Source organism: Methylobacterium phyllosphaerae, from assembly GCF_001936175.1.
Lineage (GTDB): Bacteria > Pseudomonadota > Alphaproteobacteria > Rhizobiales > Beijerinckiaceae > Methylobacterium > Methylobacterium fujisawaense.
In genome coordinates, this window is record NZ_CP015367.1 from 3,711,902 (window position 1) to 3,731,555 (window position 19,654).

Consider the following 19,654-nt stretch of genomic DNA (forward strand, 5'->3'; position numbering starts at 1 on the left):
TCTGATCCAGTCGGGAGCAGATTGCCACGCCTTCGTGAAGCTCAACCTAAGGGAAATGTTTAAGTTCGTCTGAACGGGTGGACTGTCCCGCCGGGCCGGTCGCCTCAGGCCGCCAGCGCCCGCTTCACCGTGGCGCGCAGATCCGCCAGGGAGAAGGGCTTGGTCAGGACATCGGTGACGATGGCATCGAGCCCCCGCGCGCGCTCGCGCTGATCGGCGAAGCCGGTCATCAGCAGGATGGTCAGGTCGGGGAAATCGCGCTTGGCCGCCAGGGCCAGCGCGATGCCGTCCATGAGCGGCATGCGGATATCGGTGAGCATCAGATCGAAGCCGCCGTCGGCCTCGTTGAGGCGATCGAGCCCGTCGCTGCCATCGCTGGCCGTGACGACCGCATGGCCGTCGATCTCCAGCCCCCGCTTGAGGAAGCCCCGGACGGTCTCTTCGTCATCCACCAGGAGGATGCGCGCCATGTGGTCCCGTGATCGTCCCCGAAGCCCGCGAGCGCCCCGTCGCGATGATGCGGACGCCCAAACGTCGACAGACACAGGCGAATTTGCCGCCTGTCAAGACGTCGCACGTCGAATCGTCAATCCTGTCGTGCAGCGCGGCGAAAATGCCGCGCCGCGGCGTCTCGGTCAGGCATCGAACAGATCCGGGCCGCCATCCCCGTAATCGACCACGCCCACGAAGGGCAACTGCCGGAAGGCGTGCGCGGCATCCATGCCGTAGCCGACGACGAAGACATCGGGGCAGACGAAGCCGACGAAATCCGCGTCGATCGTCACGGCGCGCTTGCCGGGCTTCTCCAGCAGCACCGCGGTGAGGACGCGCCGGGCGCCGCGGGCCATCAGCAGGTCCTTGGCGAAGACGACGGTGCGGCCCGATTCCAGGATATCGTCCACGAGCAGCACATCCCGCCCGCGCACCTCGCTCTGCACGTCGCGCAGGATCTCGACCTGACCGCTGGACACGGTCCCCGTACGGTAGCTCGACAGGTGCACGAACTCGACCTGCGGCGCGAGGCCGACCCGGTGGAGCGACCGGAGCAGGTCGGCCGCGAACATGAAGCTTCCCTTGAGCACGGCCACGACGAGGAGGTCCTCGGGCCCGGCAGCCAAAATCTCCTGGGCGAGTTCATCGTTGCGCCTGGCGATGGCCGCCTCGTCGAACAGGGTCCGGACGCGCCGTTCAGGGGTGCTCATCACTCGTATCCCGAAGCCCGTTCGCGGGACGGGATCCGCCACCGCACTGGAGAGGGTCTTAGCGTCCCGGGCGCCGTCGGGAAACTCCGGATCCGAAACGACGGCGGGCCGACATCAAGTCGCGCCCGCAGGATCCGCCGACGCCGGGAGCGTCAGGCCTCGGTTCCCTGCCGGAACGGGCGGAGCAGGCGGGTGAGCCGGCGCCGGCGCGGCGCGGCTGCGCCGGCATGCCGCTCGGCCGTCACGTCCGGCAAGGGCTCCGGTCGGGGCTCCGGTCGGGGCTCCGGTCCGGACTCCAGCCCGGACTCCAGGTCCATCCCCTCCGGCGCCTCCGCGGGCTCGACATGCCGCACCTGTTCCAGGACGTCCGCCACGATGCGGGGAATGGGGCGCTCGTGCTCCTCCAGCAGCAGCGACGCGGTCCAGAGGCGGCTGGCATTCGCCAGCGGCAGCGTTCCCTGGGTCAGGCGCTCCATCAGCATCCGATCGGCCAGCGACGCCGCCAGCGCGCTCACGATCTCGAGTTGATCCTGCTGTGTCGTGCTGTTCATGGCAGTCTTCACGCTCAGACGATATTCAATTCATGCGGTCGAGAGCGTAGGCGGACAAATTTGGCAATTCTATAACCCACACCAGAACCGGGGAATGCCCGCGAACAAAACCAGAGGACAACGAAACGACACGCCTTCCGGTCCCCTGCAGGAGCCGGTGCGCTGGGCGGTGCTGGCGGGCCTGGCCTGAGCCGGCCTTGAGGCAGGTCAAGGCCGGGATCCGGATCGCGCCCCATCCTGGCGGTCCCGAACCCGGACCGGCGCCCCGCCGACGAACCTGCCGATCCAGCCGCCGATACACCTCATGCCTGCCCTGCCCGACCTCATCTACGTGGTGGACGACGACGCGGCCGTCCTCCACTCCACCCGCTTCCTCCTGGAAAGCGAGGGCCTCCGGGTCGAGACCTTCGCGGACGGACCGGAACTGCTGGCCGCCTTCCCGGGGCCGAGCCCGGCCTTCGTCCTCCTCGACCACGTCCTGCCGGGGCTCGACGGCCTGGAAGTCTGCGCCAGGCTCCACGACCTCGATGCCCGCGTGCCCGTGGTCCTGATCACCGGACACCCCAACCCCGCCATCCGCGCCCGGGCCCGCGCCGCCGGGATCCCGCTGGTCGACAAGCCCCTCGCCTTCGACGCGCTCCTCGGGCTCCTCGCCCCGGACGCCGCCCGAGACACAGCCCGAGAGGCCGCCCCGGCGCCACGCCCCGCGCCCCTCCCCCAGCCGGCCTGACCACACCCGGCGGAAACCAGACCGGCCAGAGCGAAATACGGCGCGCATCGGGCCGGCGCGCGAACACCCGGCGGAGGGCGGAACGGGTCGGCTGATCGACCTGCGGCCCGTCCTGCCACCCCCATCATGCCACCCCCGTCCTGCCCCCACCGCAGCAGAAGCCATCGAGACGGGCGCGCCCGGAATGGCGCGGCGGTCCGGCCCCTCAGGCCGCCTTGGACACCCCCTCGGCGGAGGCCGCCTCGACGACCTCGTGCGACAGCGTGCGCGCCTCCGCTTGGTAGTCGGCCATGCTTCTGGTCAGGAACGCCGTCTGAAGCTCGAACGCATCCTTGAGCGAGCCGCATCGGGTGAGCGCCGCCAGATGGTCCGCCTGGGCCTGGAGACGGCAGCCCGTGAAGCGCACCGTCTCCGTGGCGATGCGCAGCGGCAGATCGACGGCAAAGGCGCGCCACGCGCCGAAGCCTGTACCCAGGCCGGCCTTGATGGACTCCATCGGGTCGGTGGACGACGGTGCCTGAAGAGGCGTCACGGTCTCAGAAGCCATCGGGATCTCCTGTCTCGACATCCGGGCCACGAATGAAGTTCCGGTACGATCCGCATTGATTCAGATCAATATCTCAAATCCAATACAAATCTTCGCTCAGATATTATTGAGAAAAACCCGACCGGACAGGTCGGACGCCGCCGGATGCGCCGCCCCGCGACCCTATCCAAGGCTCGGCGCCAGTTCCGGATCTCTCGGGCATCGCAGGCCGCGGCCCGTCCGCGCACGGGGCTCGGCCCTCGCTCCCACGCTCCGGTCGCGAAGGGAGAAGCCGACGCGACGCGTCGAGAGCCGCACCGAGCCCGCGATGCCCAACGGCTTCACCGTCGTCCGCAGCCCCGTCCCGGTCGGTGCGCCGGCATCGCGGGGGCCGGAACCTGGCGTGGTCCCGCCCCACGGGCCTGAGCCCGGCCCGGTTCGACGGGGACGGTTTGATCCAACGCAAGGCCCGCGAGCCAGGCGGGCCCTAGCTCGGCGGCGCGGACGGAGGCACCCTCAACATGGCCACGGCGGCGGTAGGCTCAACCGGAACAGGATGGTCGGCCGCCGAGTGGGGGACGCGGGTGCGAAGGTGGCTGGCGGTCCTGCCGCTGGCGGGCCTCTGCGCGGGCCTCCTGGCGCAGGCGCTCGGGCGTCCGGATTTCGCGATGGCGGCCTGGGCGTTCGCAACCCTGGCGGTCCTGGCCGTCCTCCTGACGCAGGTCGTGACGAGCTTGGCGCGCGGCGATGTCGGGCTTGACCTCGTTGCCCTTCTCTCGATGGGCGGCGCCCTCCTCCTGGGTCAGACGCTGGCCGGTGCCGTCATCGCCCTGATGTACGCGGGCGGCCAGTCGCTGGAGGCCTATGCCACGGGCCGGGCCGGGGCGGCGATGACGGCGCTGATCGCGCGCCAGCCGCGCACCGCCCTGCGCGAGGAGGGCGGTGTGTTGCAGGAGGTCGCCCTCGCGGCGCTGGTCCCGGGGGACCGGATCCTGGTCCGTGTCGGTGACGTCGTGCCGGTGGACGGGTGGGTCGCGGCGGGCCGGGCGGTGCTCGACCGGTCGAGCCTGACCGGCGAGGCGCTTCCGGTCACCCTCAAGGCGAACGAGCCCGTGCTCAGCGGCACGGTGAATGCCGGCACGCCGTTCACCCTCTTGGCGGAGCGACCCGCGGCCGAGAGCACCTATGCCGGGATCGTCCGCCTGGTCGAGGCCGCCCGGGCCCAGAAGGCGCCGATGGCGCGATTGGCGGACCGCTACGGGCTCGGATTCCTCGCCCTCACGCTGGCTTTGGCCGGCGGCGCCTGGGCCGCCACGGGCGACCCGATCCGGGCCCTGGCGGTGCTGGTCGTCGCCACGCCGTGCCCGCTGATCCTGGCGGTGCCCGTCGCCCTCGTCTCGGGACTGTCGCGCGCGGCCGGCATCGGCGTGCTGATCAAGGGCGGCGGCGCGCTGGAGATGCTCGCCCAGGTGCGGGTCCTGGTGATCGACAAGACCGGCACCCTGACCCGCGGCTCCGCCCGGCTCGCCGCCCTGCGAACCCTCGGCGCGCACGGGGAGGCCGAGGTCCTGCGCCTCGCGGCGTCCGTCGATCAGGCCTCGGGCCACCCGGTGGCGCGGGCCCTGGTCGAGGAGGCCCGGGGGCGCGGCCTGATCCTTCCGCAGCCCTCGATGGTCGCGGAATCCCCCGGCGAGGGGGCGAGCGGCCGGGTGGAGGGGCGGCTCGTCATCGTCGGAGGCGCGCGCCTGATGCGCCGGCACGGCATCGTCTTCCCACCGGCGGCCGGCCCCCGACAGGCCGCGGCGGCGGCATCGACGGTCCTGGTCGCCGTCGACGGCACGCCGGCCGCGGTCCTGGACTTCGCGGACCCGCTGCGGACGGATGGCGGCCGGGCGCTCATGGACCTTCGCGCCTGCGGGATCACGCGCGTGGTGCTCGCGACCGGCGACCGGCGCGGCGTCGCCGAGGCGCTCGTCGCCGGCCTGCCCGTGGACGCCATCGTGGCCGACCTCGATCCGGCGGCCAAGACCGGCACCGTGGCCGCCGAGCGTCGGAACGGCCTCGTGATGATGGTGGGCGACGGGGTCAATGACGCGCCCGCGCTGGCGGCGGCCGATCTCGGCGTGGCCCTCGGCGCCCGAGGCGCGGCGGCGGCGGCCGAGGCGGCCGACGTCGTCCTGCTGGTGGACAGCCTGGCGCCGCTGCCGCAGGCGATCCACATCGCGAAGCGCGCCCGCGCCATCGCCCTCCAGAGCGTGTGGATCGGCCTCGGCCTGTCCCTCGCCGGCATGGTCGCGGCGGCGCTGGGCCATCTCTCGCCGCTTCAGGGGGCGCTCCTTCAGGAGGCCATCGACGTCGCGGTGATCCTCAACGCCATGCGCGTGCTCGGCGGCCCCCGGGACGGGCGCGAGCCGACGGCGGAGGCCGTGGGCCATCCCTGACGCCCGCCGGCAGCCGGCGGGCTTGCGCTGGATCAAGGTGGCCCCTCGCGGCTCCAGCGAGGCTCCCCGCGTCGGCATCGACGCGGGCCGGAGCTGAGCCATGGACTACGCCAACATCCTCGTTTCCGCCGACCTCGGCGAAGCGGCGCTGGACCGGATGCGCCTCGCCGCCGGCCTCGCCCGGCGCTTCGCGGCGACGCTCACGGGCGCGGCGGCCCATCCGGTGCCGGCCCCCCTCCTGGTCCGCGATGTCTACGATGCCGTCGCGCAGGAGCAACGCAACACGGCACAGGTCCAAACCATCCTCGAACAGGCGCAGGCCCTGTTCCGGCGTGCCGGGACCGAGGGGATCGGCACGGACTGGCGCGCCGGCTTCGCGGACGCCGTCACGCACGTCATCGAGACGGCCCGCGCCGCGGACCTCGTGGTCCTGAGCCGGCGGGGACCGGGCGACGCGGATCCGGGACCGCTCGGCGTGCCGCCCGGGCCCGTCCTCATGGAGGCCGGCAGGCCGGTCCTGGTGGTGCCGCCGGGGCTCGCGAGCCTGACGGGGTCGCGCATCGTTATCGCGTGGCGGGACGGTCCCGCAGCGCGGCGGGCCGTGTCGGCGGCTTTGCCATTCCTGCGGGCGGCGGACCGGGTCCACGTGGCGACCGTCGGCGCCGATGCCCGGCCCGACGGTGCGGACGACGTGGCCGGCCACCTCGCGCGGCACGGCGCGCACGTCGCCGTCCATCACCTGCAAACGGAGGAGGATGCCGGCTCGGAGATCCTGCGGTTCGCCCTGCGGCAGGATGCGGATCTGATCGTCACGGGCGCCTACGGCCATTCCCGGTTGCGGGAATGGATGTTCGGCGGCGTCACGCGCGATCTCCTCGAGCGCTCCCCACGCTGCTGCCTGATGAGCCACTGAGCCCGCGCTTCGTCGGGGCCGCCCGTTCGCAGGCTGGACGAGCGCTTCCCGATCGCGGGCGTCGAACGGCACCATCCCGCGGTGCCCGCGTTCCGGTCCGATCCGTGCGACGAGGCCAGGCTCGCCGGCCCGGACGCGTCAGGGTCGCGCTGGGCGGCGGCAGGGAGGCAGAGCCATGGACAGTCGGCTTCTCTACGTCAGCCGGCGGAGATCCTCCGAGGCCGACGTCCGGAACATCGTCGAGACGTCTCTGTCCCGGAACGCCCGGCTCCGGGTCACGGGAGCCCTCGTGGCGTCGCGCACCCGGTTCGCGCAGATCCTGGAGGGGCCGCGCCCCGCGGTCGATGCCCTGATGGACAGCATCCGTCGCGACCCGCGGCATACGGAGGTGGCGGTGCTGCTGTACGACGACATCGACCGGCGGCGCTTCGCCGACTGGAGCCTCGCCTATTCCGGCGCCTCCGTTTACGTCGACAGGCTGATCGCAGCCCTGACCGCGCGTGCCCCGGCGCAGCCGGACCCGGCCGACCTGCGCCGCCTGATCCAGGCCATCGAGGAACTCGCGCGGGCCCGGCTCTGACACCGCCGCACGGGCCGGGGAGCCGACGGCGCCCGCGGAGCCGTCATTCGACGAAGCCCCAGCCGGCCTCGAGGGCGCGGCGCTCCTCCTCGGTCAACGGGTTGGCCCAATCGGGCGCGTTCGGCGCCCGCACCGGCGGCACCGCCTCGACGGGTTCGGGGCGCACCGGCGGCACCGCCTCCGCGGCTTCGGGGCGCGCCGGGGCGCCACGGGGCGGCGGCTCACGCTTGCGCGTCGGCCCGGTGGTCGTGCCGCTCCGGGCTGTTGGTCGCTTGCGCATCGCCGACCCCCTAGGTTCAATGGGACAGGAACAGCGGCACGGGACAGTTCCGCAGGAGCGAGCGGGTGACGCCGCCCAGGAAGAACTCCCGCTTGGGAGAATGCCGGTAGGCTCCCATCACGACCAGGTCGGCGCGGAACAGGCCGGCCTGGCTGCGCAGGGTCTCGGCGATGCCGTCCCCCTTCGGCAGGTCGTTGACGACGACGTTCACGCCGTGCCGCGCGAGGTGGGGCGCGAACTCGGCCCCGGGGACGGCCTCGTGGATCTCCGCGTCGTCGCAGACCGAGACGACCTCGATCGCTTCGGCGGCGCGCAGGAACGGCAGGGCATCGTTGGCGGCCCGCGCCGCCTGCGCGCTGCCGTCCCAGGCGACGATGATCCGCCGTGCGGCGAAGGCGTCGCGGCCCGGCGGCACCGCGATGACCGGCCGCCCGCTCTCGAAGAGCGCCCGCTCGATGGTCTCGCGATCGAGGTCGAACCGTCGCGGTCCCGCGTCCAGGACCGTGAGGTCGTGCAGGCGCGCCTGCGTGGCCAGCCGGGTCACGACGTCCGGGTAGGTCAGCCCCGGCGCCTCCGTCGTGCAGACAACGCCGACCTGGGCCGCATCGCCGGCCGCACGCTCCGCGATGGAGCGCGCCAGCGCGTCGAGACGGCGGTCCACGAGGGCCTCGCCCACGTAGTCGAACTCGCCGAGCCACGCGTCGTCGCCCGTGAGGCGCCAGGAGGCCGACTGCACGGTGAGGTGCGCATTGGCCGCCTTGGCCAGCGTCAGCCCGTAGCCGATCGCCGCGATGGGGGGATCGAACTCGCCCTCCACGGTCGTGCCGACGAGGACGTCGCGAATGCCCGCGAGTGGGGAGCGGGAGGGGCTGGACATGGAGCGTCTCCGATTCGTGCCGGCCCCATGGTTCGTCCCGTCGCGGCTGGGCAGCCTTGATCCACCTCAAGCGGCCCACGATGCGGAGTGTTCAATTTCGCACATTCGCCCGACGGGATCGTCTATATTCGACCAACAACACTGCCGAAAGGCTGTTCACTGATTCCAAAATGCAGTAATTTTTGGTTGTCATGGCGCAACCGATTGGAAGTTCGGGACGGATGCGTTTTCATCGTCGCGGCCCGCAGGACCTCTCCGGGTGCAAGCGATGACGAACCCCGTCGACGCGCCCGGCCACCCTCGCGACGATGCCACCGCTCAGACCGGCGACGACCTGCGGTTGACGCTCGACGAGGTGGGCATCTGCATCTGGTCGCTGGACATCGTGACCGGTCGCGCCACGGTGTCGCCGACCTGTGCCCGCCTGTTCGGCGTCCCGGCCGAACGATTGACCACCTTCGCCGCCTCACAGGCCCTCGTGCATCCGGAGGACCGTCCAGCCCGCGCGGAGGCCATCGAGAGAGCCGTGCGGGAGGGGGGCAGCTACGAGGTCGATTACCGCGTCCTGCGCCCCGACGGGCATGTCTGCTGGCTGCGCTCGCGCGGCCGGGTGCAACTCGACCCGGAACGCAGCCCCTTCCGGCTCCGCGGGGTCGTGCTCAATATCGACGAGCAGAAGCGGGCCGAGGTCGATTTGCGGGCCCGCGAGGCTCACCTGCGCTCGATCCTCGACACCGTGCCGGAGGCCATGGTCGTCATCGACGAGGCAGGCCGGATCCATTGGTTCAGCGCGGCGGCCGAGCGTCTCTTCGGCTACGCGGCCGACGAGGCGGTCGGTCGGAACGTCCGCATCCTGATGCCGGAGCCGATGCGGAGCGAGCACGACGCCTACCTCGACCGCTACCGGCGGACCGGCGAGCGCCGCATCATCGGCACCAACAGGGTCGTGACCGGCCTGAGGCGGGACGGCTCCACCTTCCCGATGGAGCTGGCCATCGGCGAGATGCGCGCGGGCGAGCAGGTCTTCTTCACCGGGTTCATCAACGACCTGACCGAGCAACGCCGCACGCAGGCCCGTCTCGAGGAACTCCAGGCGGAGCTGGTCCACATGTCCCGCCTCAGCGAGATGGGCGAGATGGCTTCGACGCTGGCCCACGAGTTGAACCAGCCGCTCGGGGCCATCAGCAACTATACCAAGGGCTGCAAGCGCCTTCTGGCGCATCCCAGTCCCGAGAACGTCGCCAAGACGGTGGAGGTGCTCGATAAGGCCGCGGAGCAGGCCTTGCGGGCGGGACAGATCATCCGGCGCCTGCGCGAGTTCGTCACCCGCGGCGAGACCGAGAAGCGGGTCGAGCCCGTCGCGAGCCTGATCGAGGAGGCCAGCACGCTGGCCCTGGTCGGGGCCCGGGAGCAAGGCGTTGTCGCGCGCGTGCACGTGGATCCGAGGGTCACGTCCGTCCTGGCCGACCGCGTTCAGGTTCAGCAGGTCCTGATCAACCTGATGCGCAACGCCCGCGAGGCCATGCAGCAGGGGCACCGGCGCGAATTGCGCGTCGAGGCCTGCCCCGCGGGAACGGACCACGTCGAGATTGCCGTCGTGGACACCGGGCCGGGCATCTCGGACGCGGTGGCGGACCGGCTGTTCCAACCCTTTGTCACCACCAAGGCGAGCGGGATGGGCGTCGGGCTCTCGATCTGCCGCACCATCGTCGAGGCTCATGGCGGCCGCCTATGGGTCGAGCGCAACGAGGCCGGCGGGGCAACCTTCCGGCTGACGCTGCCGGCCGCGCACGATGGAGACCTCGGTCATGCCAGCTAGCCTTGTGCACGTGGTCGACGACGACCCGGCCATGCGGGACTCGGTCGGCTTCCTGCTCGGCACCGAAGGCTTCGAGGTGCGGCTCTACGAGACTGCGACCGACTTTCTCCAACGGCTCGTCGAGCCGGCAGCGGGCTGCGTCCTGACCGATATCCGCATGCCCGGTCTCAACGGCCTGGAGTTGCTCCGCCGCCTGCGGGCATCCGGCCACAAGCTTCCGGTTATTATGATGACCGGGCACGGGGACGTCCCGCTCGCGGTGGAGGCGATGAAGCTCGGCGCCTGCGACTTCATCGAGAAGCCGTTCGACGACGAGGCCCTCCTGCAGGCGCTGCGCTCCGCCCTGGAACGCAACGGCGCGGCCGAGGCGGTCGATCCGACGCTGCGGGAGTTCGTCCGGCGGGTCGGCACCCTGAGCGAGCGCGAGCGGCAGGTCCTCGACCAGCTGGTCGCCGGCGGCACCAGCAAGGAGATCGGCCGCACGCTCGACATCAGTCCGCGCACCGTCGAGATCTACCGGGCGAAGCTTATGGCCAAGACGCAGGCCGGCACCCTGCAGGAGCTGGTGCGCTGGGCGGTGCTGGCGGGCCTGGCCTGAGCCGGCCTTGAGGCAGGTCAAGGCCGGGATCCGGATCGCGCCCCATCCTGGCGGTCCCGAACCCGGACCGGCACGCCGCCGACGAACCCGCCGATCCAGCCGCCGATACACCTCATGCCTGCCCTGCCCGACCTCATCTACGTGGTGGACGACGACGCGGCCGTCCTCCACTCCACCCGCTTCCTCCTGGAAAGCGAGGGCCTCCGGGTCGAGACCTTCGCGGACGGACCGGAACTGCTGGCCGCCTTCCCGGGGCCGAGCCCGGCCTTCGTCCTCCTCGACCACGTCCTGCCGGGGCTCGACGGCCTGGAAGTCTGCGCCAGGCTCCACGACCTCGATGCCCGCGTGCCCGTGGTCCTGATCACCGGACACCCCAACCCCGCCATCCGCGCCCGGGCCCGCGCCGCCGGGATCCCGCTGGTCGACAAGCCCCTCGCCTTCGACGCGCTCCTCGGGCTCCTCGCCCCGGACGCCGCCCGAGACACAGCCCGAGACACCGCCCGAGACACCGCCCGAGACGCCGCCCCGGCGCCACGCCCCGCGCCCCTCCCCCAGCCGGCCTGACCAAACCCGACGGAAACCAGATCGGCAAACCGGCGCGCGCCGGCGTGCCCGAGGCCGAGCCACCCTGGCCGAGGAGACCGCGGCGCCCGCATGCGGCGGCGGACGATCCCAAGGCCCCTGTGCGCTCCGTCACAGCGTACGGCCAAGCAAAAGGACCGGACCACGTCGCTCTTGTCTCCACGGCCCGACGATTTGCCAAGCTTATTCATGAACATTGTGGCGAAACCTGCACAAAGATCTTGAGCTGGATCAATGTATCGCCGCACCAATACGGAGACCCTGAAAATCGGGAAGGCGGCAGGCCGTCTGCCGCTCGTGCTCCGGACGCCCGCTCAGTCCGGCCGCCGGGGCCCCTTCGTCAGGGGGAAGCCGATGAGAACCATCGAGAACCGAACCGAGGACATGATCCCGAACGCGCTCAACATCCTCCTCGGGATCACGCTCGTCCTCGCACCCTGGTATCTGGAGTTGAGCTACGATTCCGCCGCCGCACGCAACGCCTTTCTCAGCGGCGGCGCCATCACCGTCGTCGCGTTGCTGGCCCTCGGCCGGACCTACGATTGGGAAGAGTACCTCAACCTCGCCCTCGGCCTATGGGCGGCCATGGCGCCGTGGGCACTGGGCTTCGCGGAGACCAGGGGCGCCATGGGGGTGCATGTCGGGGTCGGGCTCGCGGTGGCCGCCCTGGCCGCGTTCGAACTCCGGCGGCTCTACGTGTCGCCCCAGGCGCGCTCGGTCTGAGGCGGCCGGGCGCCGGAACGGCCGCGGCAGCCCTGCGCCGCGCGCGGCCGCGTCCCTCACGGCATCGTTTCCAGGAGGCTGCCATGCCCCTCGACCCCGTCGCGCTCGCGGCCGCCGCGTCCTTCACGGTCGGCTGCGCGGGCATCCACGCCCTGCGCCGTCATGCCGACGTCCTCACGCTGGTTCTGGGCGTGCTGGCATACGGGCTCGCCACCCTGGTGGGCGCCCTCCTCGCGGGGCGCTCCGGCCTGCCCGGGCTCCCCGACCCGGTTCCCGCCTGGGCATTCGCGACGACCGCGGGCCTCTGAGCCCGACGCGCGGCACTACGTAATTGTCCGTAAGCAAGTTCGCTTAAGACACGAACCGGAATTTCATCGCTCCCCGAGGACGGCCAATCTCGCTCCCACGACGAGGTGAGGAGCGAAGCGATGAGCACCGACTACACCGCACGGACGTCCACGCAGATCCCGGCAGGCCATTCGGCGCCCTTCCCGAGCCTGGACGCAAGCGCCCTGTTCGCGGGCTGCCCCGAGGTGATCGGGACGCCGTTCTCCTACGCCCGCGAGGAGGAAGTCTACGGCGAGGGCGAGGAGGCCGAGTTCGTCTACAAGGTCGTCAGCGGCGCGGTGCGCACGCACAAGGTGCTGAGCGACGGCCGTCGTCAGATCACCGGCTTCCGCCTGCCCGGCGACCTGTTCGGGTTCGAGCAGGGCAAGATCCACCGCCACAGCGCCGAGGCGCTCACCGACACCAAGGTGCTGATCTTCAAACGGCGGCAGGTCGAGCGCGCCGCGACCGACCGGGCCGAGTTCGCCTGCCAGCTCTGGGACATGGCCACGAACGATCTGAGGCACGCCCAGGATCACATGCTGCTGCTCGGGCGCCGCTCGGCGGCGGAGCGCGTGGCAAGCTTCCTCATCGACGTGGACGCACGCCTGGGCGGCACCGGGACCTTCGCCCTTCCGATGACCCGGCGCGACATCGCCGATTTTCTCGGGCTGACCATCGAGACCGTGTCGCGCACCCTTTCGCAGCTGGAGGAGGACGGGGCCCTGCAACGCGTCGGCGGCCGCCAGGTCAGCCTGAGACGGGCCCGGCTCCACCGCATGATCGAGGACTGAGCGCGACGCCGCCCCGGCGGGTCGCGACGGATCGTGCTGCCGCGCCGTCAATGGGCGAGGAACAGCGGAAGGGGGCTGCGGGCCAGGAGCGACTGGGTCACGCCGCCGAAGAACCATTCCTTCAGGCGGGCGTGCCGGTAGGCGCCCATCACCAGCATGTCGGCGCGGAACAGGCCCGCCTGGGTCCTGAGCGTCTCCGCGACGTCGTCGACGACCGGCAGGACGTTCACCGACACGGTCACGCCGTGGCGCGCGAGGTGCGGCGCGAACTCGGCGCCGGCGACCGCGGCCGACAGGTCCTTCTCGCCGACGACGGACACGATCTCGACCGCCTCGGCGGCGCGCAGGAACGGCAGGGCATCGTTCGCCGCCCGCGCGGCCTGGGCGCTGCCGTCCCAGGCGACGACGATCCGACCGGCAGGCCAGGCCGAGCAGCCCGCAGGCACCACGATGAGCGGGCGACCGCTGCCGAACAGGAGTCCGTCGATCAGGTCGCGGTCGAGATCGACCTCCCGCGCCTCCGCGTCCAGGATGGTCAGGTCGGCGAGGCGCGCGCGGGCGGTGAGCCGGGCGATCAGATCCGGGTAGGCCAGCGCGGGCGCCTCGGTCGTACAGGTCACCCCCGCACGGGTGGCATCCCCGGCGGCGCGTTCGGCGACGGCCTGGGCGAGGACGCGCAGGCGCCGGTTCTCGTCCGCGACGAGGCCGTCGACGAACCCCAATCCCGCGCCGCCCACCATGGTGAGACGGCGGGCCGCGGACTGGACGGTGAGGTGGGCGCCCGCCGCGGCGGCGAGCGTGAGGCCATAGCCAAGCGCCGTTCCGGGCTCGTCGCCGCGGCCCTCCTCGGTGACGGCGACCAGGATGTCGCGCAAGGCGGCGAGGGGCGATGAGGACGGGAGGGACATGAGAGCTCCGGGCTGCCGATCGCCCGAGTCTCGACGGGTGCGGCCGCTCGACCTTGATCCAGCTCAACGCCGGACCGTCGGCGACCGCGCCGGATCACCCGATCCGGTCAGGGCTTCTTGCGGAAGCGGGACACGAACCGCTCCACCGCCCGCGCCATCGCTTCGAGCCGCGGCTTCAGCGCCGGGATGTCCTCGCTCAGGAGGGCGAAGCCGAGGGGCAGCATCCAGAGGCCGAGGATCGGCAGGAACGACAGCAAGCCGCCGCCGATCAGGGCGAGCGCCGCCGCCAACCGCGCCGGCCGCCGCGAGGGCTTCCTCAGCCACGTGACCGCATCGCGCAGGCGCCCGGGAAGGCGGCCGGTCAGCCGCTCCATTCGTGCATCCCAATCCGCTGCGGTCGGGTCCGTCGTGATCCTGCTCATGGACGACAGCTTACACGAAGGCGCGCGGGCCGTGGGCGCGGAGGGGCACCGGACCTCACGTCGGACGGCCGTTGCGCCCGGACGGCCGGCGGGCTCCTGCCGCCAGGGTGGCGAGTTGGACGACCAGGAGCGGTGCGAGGCTCACCGAGAGGACGAGCATCCAGCCGTTCCGATCGAGCGGGACGAGGCCCAGCAGGCGGCCGACCGGCGGGAGATAGGCCGGGCCGACGAGGAGCGCCGTGCACAGGAGCAGGGCGGCCCAGACCCAGGGATTCCGGGTGACCTCGTTGCGGAGGAGCGGCGCGCTGGAGGCGCGCATGTTGAACACCTGCCAGAGCTGCGCGAAGGCGAGCGTCAGGAACGTGACGGTCACGACCGAGGCCGGATCGAAGGCGAGCCAGAACGTGGCGGCGGCGCCGGCCGCGAAGGTCGCCGCCGTCATCGCGGCGGCGTGCAGGCCGATCCGCGTCCATTGCACCCGCCCCAGAATGGGCTCCTTCGGATCCCGCGGCGGTCGCCGGAGGATGTCGTCCCGGCCTTCGCCGAGGGCCAGGGCGAAGGCCGGGAACACGTCGGTCACGACGTTCAGGTAGAGGATCTGCATCGGCAGGATCGGTAGCGGCAGCGTCGACACGACCGCGAGCCCGACGACCATCACCTCGCTCAGGTTGCAGGCCAGGAGATAGGTGACGAACCGGCGGATGTTGTCGAAGATGATCCGCCCCTCGCGGATCGCGCCCACGATGGTCGGGAAGGCATCGTCGAGGAGGATCATGGCGGCGGCCTCGCGCGCCACGTCCGTCCCCCGCCGGCCCATCGCGACGCCGATATCCGCCTGCCTCAGCGCCGGGGCGTCGTTGACGCCGTCGCCGGTCATGGCGACGACCTCGCCCTTCGCCTGGTAGGCGCGGACCAGCGCCAGCTTCTCGGCCGGGCTCACGCGGGCGAAGACCGCGACATCCTCCAGCCCGTCCGGCAGGCCGGCATCGGGGACGCCCTCCGCGATGCGGTCCCCCGGACCGGCGAGACCGACCGCGAGGGCGATGCTCCGGGCGGTTACGGCGTGATCGCCGGTGACCATGACCGCGCGGATGCCCGCGGCGCGGCAGGCCGCCATCGCCGCCGGCACGTCTTCCCGGGCCGGGTCCTCCAACCCGACCAGCCCGAGGAACGTGAGATCCTCGAAGGGCGGGCATCCCGGGTCCGCGACCGTCCTATCGGCGCAGGCGATGACCCGCAGGCCCCGTGCCCCCAGATCCTCGACGCGGCGTCGCCACAGGGTGCGGTCGCCCGCGTCGAGGAGACGATCATGCGCGCCGTCACCGGTGCGCCGCGAGGCGGCGAGCACGGCCTCCGGGGCGCCCTTGACCGCCACCCAGAAGCCCGGCCCCGCAGCATGGATGGTGGCCATCATGCGGACGGCCGCCTCGAAGGCGTGCTTTCCCACGAGAGGCCGGTCGCGCCCGAGGGCCGCGCGGTCGAGGCCGGCGGACCGCCCCGCCCGCAGCAGCGCCTGTTCCATCGGGTCGCCGCTGCCGTCTCCGGCGCCCGATCCGAGCGCGGCGTCGTTGCAGAGCACCGCAACGCGGAGCAGGCGTCCGGCTTCGATCGAGGGCCCTCTTTCGGCCAGGTCCCCCTGCCCGGAGGGCAGCGACAATTGCCGCACCGTCATCCGGTTCTCGGTGAGCGTCCCCGTCTTGTCGGTCAGGATGACCGTCGTGGCGCCGAGCGTCTCGACGGCCGACAGGCGCTCGATCAGCGCGTTCCTGCGGGCCATCCGCCACATACCGCGCGCGAGCACCAGGGTCGCGACGATGGGCAGGCCTTCCGGAATGGCCGCGACCGACAGCGCGATGCTGGCCTCGGTCATGAGGCGGAGATCCTTGCCGGTTGCGATGCCGAGGCCGGCCAGGAGAACGGCCACCCCCAGGACCGCCCAGACCATCTGGCCGGACAGGCGGCCCAGGCGCCGTTCCAGGGGCGACCCCTCCGGGTCGGCCTGCGCGACGAGGCGCGACACCGCCCCGAGTTCGGTCGCCGCGCCGGTCGCGACCACGACACCCGCACCGCTCCCGCGGGTGACCAGCGTGCCCCGGAACAGCATCGACGCGCGCTCCGCGAGGCGTGCCTCCGCGGCGACCGGCTGTGCCGACTTGTCCACTGGCACGGATTCCCCCGTGAGGGTCGACTCGTTGGCGCCCAGGTTCGACGCCTCGACCAGCCGGATGTCGGCCGGGACCGCATCGCCGCCCTCGATCAGCACGATGTCGCCCGGGACGAGATCCTCGGCGGGCAGGACCCGGATGTGCCCGTCGCGGCGGACGCGGGCCGAGCGCGTCCCGAGCGACCGCAAGCCCTCGACGGATCGGACCGCCCGAAGCTCGGTGAAGAAGCCGAGGCCGGTATTGATGGCCAGCACCGCGATGACGGCGGCCGCCTCCTGCCAATCCCCGAAGTAGAGCGAGAGCCCGCCGGCCGCGGCGAGCAGGTAGACGACGGGGCTCGCGAGCTGGTGCAGGAGCAGGGACAGCCTGCCGGCCCTCTCGGTCGTGGCGATCACGTTCGCGCCGAACCGCGCGCGCCGTCGCCGGGCCTCCGCATCGGTCAGGCCCGCGGGCAGGGCGGTCTCGAAACGCCCTGGAACCTCCGCGACCGGCAGGGCATGGACGGGTTTCGTCCCCGCCGCCGGGCACCCGGTCGCGGCCGGCGGGCTGGGCCATTCGGGATCCTCGGCCGGATCCCGCTCAAGCATGGCGCAGCCGGTCGAGGCGCGCGGCGTTCGGGCAGAAATCCGGGTAGGTGCGGGCCGCCGTTCCGGCCCGGAGCTCGCGTTCGCAGCGGCTCCGCGCGCCGCAGGCCCGGCAAGCGGCCTCGAGCGCCCGCATGGTCTCGGGCTCGCTCCGCCGAACGGCTTCGGGGTCGAGCTGCAGGCGTCGCATCAGGCTGACGACGCCCTGGAGCTTCGCGCCGGCTTCCGGCGACAGGCCGGCGGGCGCCGCGGCGTCGGCCTCCATCATCGTCTCCATCATCTCCTGGTCGATGTCCCGGATTTCCTGCGCCGCCTTCAAGAGGCAGCACCATCCGGTCATCGCGGCGGCGACGCCGAATGGATCGAAGGGGTCGGTCTTGTCGGCTGGTGCGGCCATCACAGACTCCTGAAAGTCCCTGCGTGCCCCACCGCGGCGGCGGCGCCCTTGATCCATCTCAAGGCCGATCCGGCGACATCGGCGCACATCTCGGTCGGCGGCGGCCCAGGGCCCGCCACACCCTGGGGACGAGGGGCGATGCGCACCATCGACAACCAGCCGGAAGACATCTTCCTGGGGGGCTGGAACCTCGTGCTGGGGGCGGGCCTGATCCTGGCGCCCTGGTACTTCGGCTTCCGATCCGAGGACATCGCGGCCTGGAACGCCTGGATCACCGGGGCGACGATCCTGGCCTTGGCGGCCCTGACGCTGATGCGCACCCGTGAGGGAGAGGTGTACGCCATCGGGGCGGCCGGTCTCTGGTCCTGCGCGGCCCCCTGGGCGCTGGGCTTCCAGGACGCCGCGGCCTGGGCTCACGTGGGCCTCGGCGTCGCCCTCCTCGTCTCGGCCGGATCCTGGCTGTGGCGGCTGCGGGACCTGCCCGCCTCCCAGAAATCGGCCCAGAAATCTGCTTGGCAAACCGCGCCGCCCGCGGCCCGCGCGACGCCCAGGGTCAGCGAGGATCGATCCGCATGTCGACCGGGGACCAGGACGCCGTCGCCGCGTTCCTGACGCAGGCCCTGTCGGGCACGGGACAGGTGGAGACCGTAACCACCCACATCTCCCGGCTCTTCCTGGCCGGCAGCCGCGTGTTCAAGCTCAAGCGCGCCGTCCGCTTCCCCTATCTCGACTTCTCGACCCCCGAGCGGCGCCTCGCCGCCTGCGAGGCCGAGGTCGTGCTCAACCGCCGCACGGCACCCGCGCTCTACCTCGGCGCCCGGCGGATCACGCGCGGACCGGACGGAGGCCTGGCCTTCGACGGGACCGGGAACCTCGTCGACGCCGTGGTCGAGATGCGGCGGTTCCCGGAGGCGGACCTGTTCGACACCCTGGCGTGCGAGGGTCGCCTCGGACCGGACCATATCGCGGACCTTGCCCAGGTCATCGCCGCCTTCCATGCCGGCGCGGAGATCCACCGCGACAAGGGCGGGGCCGCCGCCCTGACGGCGCTCGTCGACTTGAACGCGGCGGCGCTCCGGGCGACGGGGCTCGCCTCGACCGGCGCGGTGGCGACGCTGACGGCGCGGTTCCGGGCGGTTCTGGCGCAGCATGCCCCCCTGCTCGACGCCCGCCGCGCCGCCGGCAAGGTCCGCCGCTGCCACGGCGACCTCACCTTGCGCAACATCTGCCTGTTCGAGGGCAAGCCGACGCCGTTCGACTGCATCGAGTTCAGCGAGACCATCGCGACGACCGACATCCTGTACGACCTCGCCTTCGTCCTCATGGACCTCTGGCACCGGTCGCGCTTCGACCTCGCCAACCTCCTGCTCAATCGCTACCTCGATGGGGCGGACGAGACCGACGGTCTCGGATTGCTGCCGGTCCTGATGGCGCTGCGCGCGGTGATCCGCGCCCACGTCACGGCGGCTCAAGCGGCGGACGGAACCGGCGCGGCCGCCGCCGCCAGGACCGCCGAGGCGCGCGCGTATCTCGCCCTCGGGGAAGACCTGCTGACCGACAGGCCGGCGGGCCTCCTGGCGGTCGGCGGCTTCAGCGGTTCCGGCAAGTCGAGCGTCGCGGCGGCGGCGGCCCCCTGGATCGGCGCGGCCCCGGGCGCCCGGATCCTGTCGAGCGATCGGATCCGCAAGCGCCTGCACGGGGTCGGCGCCCTGACGCGGCTCCCGGCGGCGGCTTATGCCCAGACCGTGTCGCGGCGCGTCTACGCGATCCTGCGGCGGGACGCCGGGCGGGTCCTGGCCGCGGGCCATTGCGTCGTCGCCGATGCGGTCTTCGATCGACCGACCGAGCGGGCGCAGATCGAGGCCCTCGCCCGAGACCGGGGGGCCCGGTTCTGCGGCGTCTGGCTGGAGGCCCCGGCCCCATTGCTCGCGCGCCGCATCGACAGCCGCGCCGGCGACCCTTCGGATGCCACCGCGACGGTCCTGGCGGCCCAGGTCGCGCGGGGTCGCGGCGCCCTCGCGTGGCACGAGCTCCGCGCCGATCAGCCCGTGGACGCGTTGCGCGCGACGGTCCTGTCGCTCCTGGGGAGCGCCGGCGTGACGGGCTGGCCGGCGGCCCGGCCACCCGACGGGTCACCGGCGACCCCAACCCCGCCGGATCGGCCGGAGCGGGCACGGGGCGTTCCGACGACGATCGCCATCGCGCAGGGCCCGCCTCCGCACACGCGGTGACGTT

General features: G+C 72.2%; 22 protein-coding genes. 12 read left to right on the forward strand and 10 right to left on the reverse strand.

All coding sequences use genetic code 11. From position 1 onward, the window contains the following. Nucleotides 1-104: 104 nt before the first annotated feature. The 3 genes from MCBMB27_RS16910 to MCBMB27_RS16920 form a co-directional block, all read right to left on the reverse strand. Complete coding sequence (locus MCBMB27_RS16910; RefSeq protein WP_043354361.1) at nucleotides 105-470, reverse strand: response regulator; 366 nt, start codon at nucleotides 468-470, stop codon at nucleotides 105-107. A 165-nt stretch (nucleotides 471-635) separates the two neighbouring features. Then, complete coding sequence (gene hpt, locus MCBMB27_RS16915; RefSeq protein ID WP_043354359.1) at nucleotides 636-1,202, reverse strand: hypoxanthine phosphoribosyltransferase; 567 nt, start codon at nucleotides 1,200-1,202, stop codon at nucleotides 636-638. A gap of 152 nt (nucleotides 1,203-1,354) precedes the next feature. Next, nucleotides 1,355-1,753, reverse strand: coding sequence for a hypothetical protein (locus MCBMB27_RS16920; protein WP_075380903.1), 399 nt, complete (start codon nucleotides 1,751-1,753; stop codon nucleotides 1,355-1,357). A 304-nt stretch (nucleotides 1,754-2,057) separates the two neighbouring features. On the opposite strand from MCBMB27_RS16920, the gene MCBMB27_RS16925 reads away from it, so the two are divergent. Next, on the forward strand, nucleotides 2,058-2,483 hold the full coding sequence (locus MCBMB27_RS16925) for a response regulator transcription factor (RefSeq protein ID WP_075380904.1): 426 nt from the start codon (nucleotides 2,058-2,060) through the stop codon (nucleotides 2,481-2,483). A gap of 205 nt (nucleotides 2,484-2,688) precedes the next feature. Here the strand turns inward: MCBMB27_RS16925 and MCBMB27_RS16930 are convergent, their stop codons facing one another. Continuing rightward, a complete protein-coding gene (locus tag MCBMB27_RS16930) occupies nucleotides 2,689-3,030 on the reverse strand; it encodes a phasin family protein (RefSeq protein ID WP_043354355.1) in 342 nt (113 codons plus the stop codon). Nucleotides 3,031-3,530: 500 nt separating this feature from the next. On the opposite strand from MCBMB27_RS16930, the gene MCBMB27_RS16935 reads away from it, so the two are divergent. From MCBMB27_RS16935 to MCBMB27_RS16945, 3 genes are all read left to right on the forward strand, one after another. After that, a complete protein-coding gene (locus MCBMB27_RS16935; RefSeq protein ID WP_075380905.1) occupies nucleotides 3,531-5,450 on the forward strand; it encodes a heavy metal translocating P-type ATPase in 1,920 nt (639 codons plus the stop codon). A 100-nt stretch (nucleotides 5,451-5,550) separates the two neighbouring features. After that, nucleotides 5,551-6,363 (forward strand): universal stress protein, encoded by an 813-nt coding sequence (locus MCBMB27_RS16940; protein WP_075380906.1) that lies wholly within the window; start codon nucleotides 5,551-5,553, stop codon nucleotides 6,361-6,363. A 175-nt stretch (nucleotides 6,364-6,538) separates the two neighbouring features. Then, complete coding sequence (locus MCBMB27_RS16945; RefSeq protein WP_075380907.1) at nucleotides 6,539-6,943, forward strand: BLUF domain-containing protein; 405 nt, start codon at nucleotides 6,539-6,541, stop codon at nucleotides 6,941-6,943. A gap of 43 nt (nucleotides 6,944-6,986) precedes the next feature. On the opposite strand, the gene MCBMB27_RS16950 is transcribed toward MCBMB27_RS16945, so the two are convergent. After that, nucleotides 6,987-7,223 carry a hypothetical protein gene (locus MCBMB27_RS16950; RefSeq protein WP_043354346.1) on the reverse strand — a complete coding sequence of 79 codons (237 nt, stop codon included), beginning with the start codon at nucleotides 7,221-7,223 and terminating at the stop codon, nucleotides 6,987-6,989. A gap of 16 nt (nucleotides 7,224-7,239) precedes the next feature. Continuing rightward, nucleotides 7,240-8,100 carry a universal stress protein gene (locus MCBMB27_RS16955; RefSeq protein WP_043354344.1) on the reverse strand — a complete coding sequence of 287 codons (861 nt, stop codon included), beginning with the start codon at nucleotides 8,098-8,100 and terminating at the stop codon, nucleotides 7,240-7,242. A gap of 268 nt (nucleotides 8,101-8,368) precedes the next feature. Here MCBMB27_RS16955 and MCBMB27_RS16960 point away from each other — a divergent pair, with 268 nt between their 5' ends. The 6 genes from MCBMB27_RS16960 (at nucleotide 8,369) to MCBMB27_RS16985 (ending at nucleotide 12,943) form a co-directional block, all read left to right on the forward strand. After that, entirely contained in the window at nucleotides 8,369-9,919 is a 1,551-nt protein-coding gene (locus MCBMB27_RS16960; protein WP_081948865.1) for a PAS domain-containing sensor histidine kinase, read from the forward strand. Then, nucleotides 9,909-10,517, forward strand: coding sequence for a response regulator FixJ (gene fixJ / locus MCBMB27_RS16965; RefSeq protein WP_043354340.1), 609 nt, complete (start codon nucleotides 9,909-9,911; stop codon nucleotides 10,515-10,517). The genes MCBMB27_RS16960 and fixJ overlap by 11 nt, the downstream gene beginning before the upstream one ends. A gap of 114 nt (nucleotides 10,518-10,631) precedes the next feature. Further along, nucleotides 10,632-11,081, forward strand: coding sequence for a response regulator transcription factor (locus MCBMB27_RS16970; protein WP_075380908.1), 450 nt, complete (start codon nucleotides 10,632-10,634; stop codon nucleotides 11,079-11,081). A 372-nt stretch (nucleotides 11,082-11,453) separates the two neighbouring features. Continuing rightward, on the forward strand, nucleotides 11,454-11,822 hold the full coding sequence (locus MCBMB27_RS16975) for an SPW repeat protein (RefSeq protein WP_043387222.1): 369 nt from the start codon (nucleotides 11,454-11,456) through the stop codon (nucleotides 11,820-11,822). Between the two features lie 83 nt (nucleotides 11,823-11,905). Next, nucleotides 11,906-12,130, forward strand: coding sequence for a hypothetical protein (locus MCBMB27_RS16980; protein ID WP_043354335.1), 225 nt, complete (start codon nucleotides 11,906-11,908; stop codon nucleotides 12,128-12,130). Nucleotides 12,131-12,250: 120 nt separating this feature from the next. Beyond that, entirely contained in the window at nucleotides 12,251-12,943 is a 693-nt protein-coding gene (locus tag MCBMB27_RS16985) for a helix-turn-helix domain-containing protein (protein ID WP_043354333.1), read from the forward strand. A gap of 47 nt (nucleotides 12,944-12,990) precedes the next feature. Here the strand turns inward: MCBMB27_RS16985 and MCBMB27_RS16990 are convergent, their stop codons facing one another. From MCBMB27_RS16990 to MCBMB27_RS17005, 4 genes are all read right to left on the reverse strand, one after another. Then, on the reverse strand, nucleotides 12,991-13,851 hold the full coding sequence (locus MCBMB27_RS16990; RefSeq protein ID WP_053610293.1) for a universal stress protein: 861 nt from the start codon (nucleotides 13,849-13,851) through the stop codon (nucleotides 12,991-12,993). A gap of 107 nt (nucleotides 13,852-13,958) precedes the next feature. After that, nucleotides 13,959-14,225 carry a hypothetical protein gene (locus tag MCBMB27_RS16995; protein WP_236952731.1) on the reverse strand — a complete coding sequence of 89 codons (267 nt, stop codon included), beginning with the start codon at nucleotides 14,223-14,225 and terminating at the stop codon, nucleotides 13,959-13,961. Between the two features lie 103 nt (nucleotides 14,226-14,328). After that, nucleotides 14,329-17,025 carry a cation-translocating P-type ATPase gene (locus MCBMB27_RS17000; RefSeq protein ID WP_083683578.1) on the reverse strand — a complete coding sequence of 899 codons (2,697 nt, stop codon included), beginning with the start codon at nucleotides 17,023-17,025 and terminating at the stop codon, nucleotides 14,329-14,331. Beyond that, entirely contained in the window at nucleotides 17,018-17,419 is a 402-nt protein-coding gene (locus MCBMB27_RS17005; protein ID WP_043387209.1) for a DUF6455 family protein, read from the reverse strand. Before MCBMB27_RS17005 ends, MCBMB27_RS17000 begins: the two co-directional genes overlap by 8 nt. A gap of 138 nt (nucleotides 17,420-17,557) precedes the next feature. Here MCBMB27_RS17005 and MCBMB27_RS17010 point away from each other — a divergent pair, with 138 nt between their 5' ends. Beyond that, nucleotides 17,558-18,031 carry an SPW repeat protein gene (locus MCBMB27_RS17010; protein ID WP_075380909.1) on the forward strand — a complete coding sequence of 158 codons (474 nt, stop codon included), beginning with the start codon at nucleotides 17,558-17,560 and terminating at the stop codon, nucleotides 18,029-18,031. Continuing rightward, on the forward strand, nucleotides 17,992-19,650 hold the full coding sequence (locus MCBMB27_RS17015; protein WP_083683580.1) for a bifunctional aminoglycoside phosphotransferase/ATP-binding protein: 1,659 nt from the start codon (nucleotides 17,992-17,994) through the stop codon (nucleotides 19,648-19,650). Before MCBMB27_RS17010 ends, MCBMB27_RS17015 begins: the two co-directional genes overlap by 40 nt. The last annotated feature ends 4 nt before the right edge of the window (nucleotides 19,651-19,654 follow it).

Bases quoted from the DNA above. Each gene is read 5' to 3' on its own strand.
- MCBMB27_RS16910 (WP_043354361.1), bottom strand. From the start codon at position 470: ATGGCGCGCATCCTCCTGGTGGATGACGAAGAGACCGTCCGGGGCTTC.
- hpt (WP_043354359.1), bottom strand. From the start codon at position 1,202: ATGAGCACCCCTGAACGGCGCGTCCGGACCCTGTTCGACGAGGCGGCC.
- MCBMB27_RS16920 (WP_075380903.1), bottom strand. From the start codon at position 1,753: ATGAACAGCACGACACAGCAGGATCAACTCGAGATCGTGAGCGCGCTG.
- MCBMB27_RS16925 (WP_075380904.1), top strand. From the start codon at position 2,058: ATGCCTGCCCTGCCCGACCTCATCTACGTGGTGGACGACGACGCGGCC.
- MCBMB27_RS16930 (WP_043354355.1), bottom strand. From the start codon at position 3,030: ATGGCTTCTGAGACCGTGACGCCTCTTCAGGCACCGTCGTCCACCGAC.
- MCBMB27_RS16935 (WP_075380905.1), top strand. From the start codon at position 3,531: ATGGCCACGGCGGCGGTAGGCTCAACCGGAACAGGATGGTCGGCCGCC.
- MCBMB27_RS16940 (WP_075380906.1), top strand. From the start codon at position 5,551: ATGGACTACGCCAACATCCTCGTTTCCGCCGACCTCGGCGAAGCGGCG.
- MCBMB27_RS16945 (WP_075380907.1), top strand. From the start codon at position 6,539: ATGGACAGTCGGCTTCTCTACGTCAGCCGGCGGAGATCCTCCGAGGCC.
- MCBMB27_RS16950 (WP_043354346.1), bottom strand. From the start codon at position 7,223: ATGCGCAAGCGACCAACAGCCCGGAGCGGCACGACCACCGGGCCGACG.
- MCBMB27_RS16955 (WP_043354344.1), bottom strand. From the start codon at position 8,100: ATGTCCAGCCCCTCCCGCTCCCCACTCGCGGGCATTCGCGACGTCCTC.
- MCBMB27_RS16960 (WP_081948865.1), top strand. From the start codon at position 8,369: ATGACGAACCCCGTCGACGCGCCCGGCCACCCTCGCGACGATGCCACC.
- fixJ (WP_043354340.1), top strand. From the start codon at position 9,909: ATGCCAGCTAGCCTTGTGCACGTGGTCGACGACGACCCGGCCATGCGG.
- MCBMB27_RS16970 (WP_075380908.1), top strand. From the start codon at position 10,632: ATGCCTGCCCTGCCCGACCTCATCTACGTGGTGGACGACGACGCGGCC.
- MCBMB27_RS16975 (WP_043387222.1), top strand. From the start codon at position 11,454: ATGAGAACCATCGAGAACCGAACCGAGGACATGATCCCGAACGCGCTC.
- MCBMB27_RS16980 (WP_043354335.1), top strand. From the start codon at position 11,906: ATGCCCCTCGACCCCGTCGCGCTCGCGGCCGCCGCGTCCTTCACGGTC.
- MCBMB27_RS16985 (WP_043354333.1), top strand. From the start codon at position 12,251: ATGAGCACCGACTACACCGCACGGACGTCCACGCAGATCCCGGCAGGC.
- MCBMB27_RS16990 (WP_053610293.1), bottom strand. From the start codon at position 13,851: ATGTCCCTCCCGTCCTCATCGCCCCTCGCCGCCTTGCGCGACATCCTG.
- MCBMB27_RS16995 (WP_236952731.1), bottom strand. From the start codon at position 14,225: ATGGAGCGGCTGACCGGCCGCCTTCCCGGGCGCCTGCGCGATGCGGTC.
- MCBMB27_RS17000 (WP_083683578.1), bottom strand. From the start codon at position 17,025: ATGCTTGAGCGGGATCCGGCCGAGGATCCCGAATGGCCCAGCCCGCCG.
- MCBMB27_RS17005 (WP_043387209.1), bottom strand. From the start codon at position 17,419: ATGGCCGCACCAGCCGACAAGACCGACCCCTTCGATCCATTCGGCGTC.
- MCBMB27_RS17010 (WP_075380909.1), top strand. From the start codon at position 17,558: ATGCGCACCATCGACAACCAGCCGGAAGACATCTTCCTGGGGGGCTGG.
- MCBMB27_RS17015 (WP_083683580.1), top strand. From the start codon at position 17,992: ATGTCGACCGGGGACCAGGACGCCGTCGCCGCGTTCCTGACGCAGGCC.